Genomic DNA, 1,026 nt, shown 5'->3' on the forward strand with positions numbered 1-1,026 from the left:
GGATCCCGCGCGGCGGTGGGTTGGGCCCGTCGTCGGCGGGCCGGCCGCACAACGCCGCGGTGCCGAAGGACCCGGCCAGCACGCGGTGGATCTCGGCCCGTTCGGCGGCGCCCCGCGACGGCGTGCCCGCGAGCAGCGCTTCCGCGTAGAGCGCTTCGAGGTAGCGGCTCCACGTCTGGGTCGCCGCGGCCACGTCGCCGGCGGCCGTGTGCGCGACCGCGAGGTTGTGCAGCACCGCGGTGGCCAACGGGTTCTCGGCGAGCATCGCCTGCCAGTGCCGTCGTGCCGCCGTGTGCGCGCCCATCCGGTGCCAGGACTCGGCGAGCCGGCCGTTGACGTAGGACCGCAGCAGCACGAGCGCGGCCCGGCCCCGCAGGTCGGACGGGTAGGCGTCGAGTGACTGCCAGGCGTGGTGAGCGTTGTCCGCCAACGCGTTTTCGACCTCGGCCACGGCGACCGCGACCTGTGCCCGGGGATCTTCCGGGGCCGGTTCACGACGTGGTGGCGGCGGCGGAGCGACCTGCGCGGTGCTCGGCGCGAAGGACCCGAGTTCGGCGTCGATCGCCGCGACACCGGCGGACGGGGGCACCACCGTGGCGGGCTGTCCGTCATGAGAACGCAGCCTTCGCCGGACCGTGCTCAGGTGCGCGTTCAGCCCGATCGGCTGCTGCAGCGCCTTTTCGCAGCGTTCGACGCGCGTGTCGAACTGCTCGGCGATCTGCTTCCCCTTGAACTTCTGCAATTCGCCGAGGCGCTCGACGCGGACCTGCTCGAGGCGTTTCGCGATGTCCGTCAGCACGGCGTGATCGGCGTGGGCCTGGGCGCGCCGGGCGGCGTCGGCCAGGTCGGCGCGGCGGAGTTCCTTGGCGAAGCCGCTCGCGCTCTTCTTGAGCCGCGCGATCGACTCGGCGTCCCGCTCGAGACCCGCCAGCAGCTCACCGGGATCGGCGGCCGGCTCGGCCACGCCCGCCGGGGCGACGTCGGCCGGCGGCTTCGGCGGGGTGGCTGTGGTGATGGCCCGCAAAG

1 protein-coding gene is annotated in these 1,026 nt (G+C 74.1%); it reads right to left on the minus strand.

Annotated features, from left to right (window positions below; genetic code table 11):
* Positions 1-1,026: hypothetical protein (locus G3I65_RS42890; RefSeq protein ID WP_203612665.1), on the minus strand; the 1,026-nt coding region annotated here is incomplete at both ends.

This window comes from Amycolatopsis sp. SID8362 (assembly GCF_010550475.1).
Classification (GTDB): domain Bacteria; phylum Actinomycetota; class Actinomycetes; order Mycobacteriales; family Pseudonocardiaceae; genus Amycolatopsis; species Amycolatopsis eburnea.